Genomic DNA, 3,116 nt, shown 5'->3' on the forward strand with positions numbered 1-3,116 from the left:
TGAGATGGATAAAATGTGTAGGCCGGTGTTGTATAACCTGGCCAAAGACAGCCTGAAAATCAGGATGCCGAAGGTGACTTCGGTCCATGTTGACAATAAAGAACATCGCATAAAAGTGCAGTATGTTGAGGTATTGGGCAGAGTTTTAAGTGGCATTGCCCCATGGCTGCAGCTGGAAGGGGGAAATGTAAAAGAACAAGCTTTGCGGAAGCAATACCGCCAATGGGTAATCCAGGGCCTAAACAATGCGTTGGATTCTAATGCCAAAGATTTTATGAACTTTGATATTGGTGGTCAGCAGCTGGTTGATGCCTCTTATGTGGCCTATGCCATGATCCGTGCACCATGGATTTGGGAAAACCTTGGCAAAAAAGAACAGCAGCAATTTGTGAAATCCATCCGCACAACAAGGATGTTCAAACCTGTTTTTTCTAATTGGCTACTTTTCTCGGCCATGAATGAAGCTTTTCTATGTCGTTTTGGTGAAGATTGGGATCCGATGCGGGTAGATTATGCCCTGCAGCAAATGGAGCAGTGGTATGTTGGCGATGGCATGTACACCGATGGTCCTCATTATGCCTATGATTATTACAACAGTTATGTCATCCACCCCTACCTCGCTACCATTGCGGCTGTAATCAGCAAAAAAACCAATGCCTATAATGGGATGTTTGATAAAATTAAAAAGCGCAATGAACGCTATGCGGTTATTCAGGAGCGCTTGATCAATACGGATGGCACTTATCCGGCAACCGGTCGTTCCATCGTTTACCGTGGTGCTGCTTTTCACCATTTGGCTGATATGGCCTGGCGTAAGGCTTTGCCGGCACAGCTGAAACCTGCACAGGTGCGATGTGCATTGACTGCTGTAATCAAAAAAACTTTAGAAAGCCCCACTACTTATAAAGATGGCTGGCTGACTATTGGTCTTTATGGTGCCCAACCTAATTTAGGTGATTTTTATAACAACCAGGGAAGCCCTTACATTTGTACTAATATATTTTTGCCATTGGGGTTAGAGGAGAAGGATCCGTTTTGGGCTGATCCGGCAGTGAAGTGGACAGCACAGAAAGTATGGAGCGGAGAGGATTTTACGAATGACCATAGTGTTGATGTGAGGTAATCGCTTCTTTAATTGCTGCCCTTACTCAATTGATGCCTGTACATTTCGGCCGATGCCAAAAGAAAGGCGCCTACCCCAAAACTTGCTGTAGAATTTTTATCCACAAGCTGACCAGGGATGGCCCTTTCTCCAATAGGTTGCACATAGCCAATTTTGCCATCCGGCTGCAGGGCAATATTGCTAAGGTATTTCCATCCTTTTTGGGCTACCGGCTCATAAACCTTTGCTGGTAATACGTTATTCCTGATTCCCCATAGCATTCCGTAAACGAAAAAAGCTGTACCACTGGTTTCCGGTCCTGGTGCATGTGTTGGGTCGAGTAAACTTCTGGTCCAATAACCTTCTGCCTGTTGTGATAACTTTATTTTTTCTGCCATTGCTGTAAACCTTTGCAGGTATTCAGCCCTGTGTTGATCATTTTTTGGGAGGTCCTGCAGCACTTTTGCCAGTCCGGCAAATACCCAACCATCACCACGTGCCCAGAAATCTTTTTTACCATTTACACTTTTGTGTTTAGGGTAAATATATTTGGCATTCCTGTAATACAGTTTTTCATCAGCATCATACATCAGCTGATCTGCAAACTTCCAGTATTCATATATTTTATCAAGGTACAGTTTGTTGCCCGTTACTTTGTAAAGTTTTGTCATCACGGGCATCACCATGTACAGCCCATCGGCCCACCACCAGTAATCAGATTTTGCGGTTTGCATCTGGTAGTCCATGACCTCTAGTGCACGGGCTATTTTTTTCTCGTCTTTATCAAGGTTATATAAATCTATATAGGTCTGGAAACAAATCTGCCAGTCGCCGAATAGTACGTAATCATCTTTCTCGCCATAAGCATATTTCCATTTTTCTTTTTCAGTTGATTTGGCACCCATCCATTGGTTATGTACTGCCCAACGTTCAGAATATTGCTTATAAGCTGGATTTTTGGTGATTCCATAAACCTCCATATTACCAGTATGGTAAGCGACTACATCCCACATGGCCCATTTCTCGGCTGGGTTATTGGCTTGCCAGTATTGATTAACCTGGTTGATGATCTGGAGCACCTCTTGACTGGATGCCTTAGCTGCTGGTTGCGCACTTTTTTGTAGTGTACAAGAAGCCAATGTCATAGACATAAAAAGGGACAGAGAAAGATAAAATACCCGGGAGATGTTCATTCGTATAACTTTATTGATAAGGTGATGAAAGCGACCATTTTAAAAGAACCTGAGGATCGTTTACTCAAAAGTGTCATTATTTATCTGAAGTAACAAGAGATTTAGCTGAAGTAAGAAGGGGCAAAACCTGTTTATAAGGGGGTATTTTTCTTTCACATGCCTTAATTGCCAAAAACATGGCTCTTGATCTAGATGCTAATGATAAGATGCTGGTTTATTGATCTCTGGTAAAGTTTACTGATCCCTTATAAAGCTTATTGATCCCTGGTAAAAGGCACAAACCGTACTTTAGTAACATCTGTAGTAAATACCTTGCCCTTTCTTTTCTCTAAAAGCACCAGGGTTTGTACAGCAGAGGAGGCACCCACAGGGATAACCATTCTGCCACCATCTTTCAATTGCGCTACCAATGGAGGAGGAATTGTTTCTGCAGCAGCCGTTACAATGATACCATCAAAAGGAGCCTTTGCTGGTAAACCCTTATAGCCATCCCCGGTAATAACCTCCACATTATGATAGCCGAGTTCCTGCAATTTCTTTTTGGTTTGCATGCCAAGCGCCTTCACAATTTCTATAGTGTACACCTGCTGAACGATTTCTGCAAGAACGGCGGCCTGGTAACCAGAGCCTGTACCTATTTCCAGGACACGATGTTTTGCCTCAGGCTCCAGCAATTGTGTCATGTAAGCAACCATAAAAGGTTGCGAAATTGTTTGACCATAGCCAATTGGCAATGGCATATCGTCATAAGCATTTTTCTGATGTTTTAAAGGTAGAAACAAATGGCGTTTTACCTTGCGCATGGCCTGAAGGGTTGCCCG

The 3,116-nt window shown here is 43.2% G+C and carries 3 protein-coding genes; 1 reads left to right on the top strand and 2 read right to left on the bottom strand.

Features of this window, described 5'->3' with window-relative positions; all coding sequences use genetic code 11:
• Nucleotides 1–1,123 (top strand): DUF2264 domain-containing protein (locus tag ACR2F7_RS12780; RefSeq protein ID WP_432713944.1); only part of this gene is annotated, 1,123 nt, incomplete at its 5' end.
• Nucleotides 1,124–1,131: 8 nt separating this feature from the next.
• Here the strand turns inward: ACR2F7_RS12780 and ACR2F7_RS12785 are convergent.
• Nucleotides 1,132–2,295 (bottom strand): glycoside hydrolase family 88/105 protein, encoded by a 1,164-nt coding sequence (locus tag ACR2F7_RS12785; protein WP_432713945.1) that lies wholly within the window; start codon nt 2,293–2,295, stop codon nt 1,132–1,134.
• Nucleotides 2,296–2,549: 254 nt separating this feature from the next.
• Nucleotides 2,550–3,116: protein-L-isoaspartate(D-aspartate) O-methyltransferase (locus ACR2F7_RS12790; RefSeq protein WP_432713946.1), on the bottom strand; the 567-nt coding region annotated here is incomplete at its 5' end.

The organism is Pedobacter sp., from assembly GCF_045628745.1.
In the GTDB taxonomy this organism is placed as follows: domain Bacteria; phylum Bacteroidota; class Bacteroidia; order Sphingobacteriales; family Sphingobacteriaceae; genus Pedobacter.

What these genes read in the sequence shown, in the direction of transcription:
- ACR2F7_RS12785 (WP_432713945.1), bottom strand. Translation starts at nt 2,295, where the DNA reads ATGAACATCTCCCGGGTATTTTATCTTTCTCTGTCCCTTTTTATGTCT.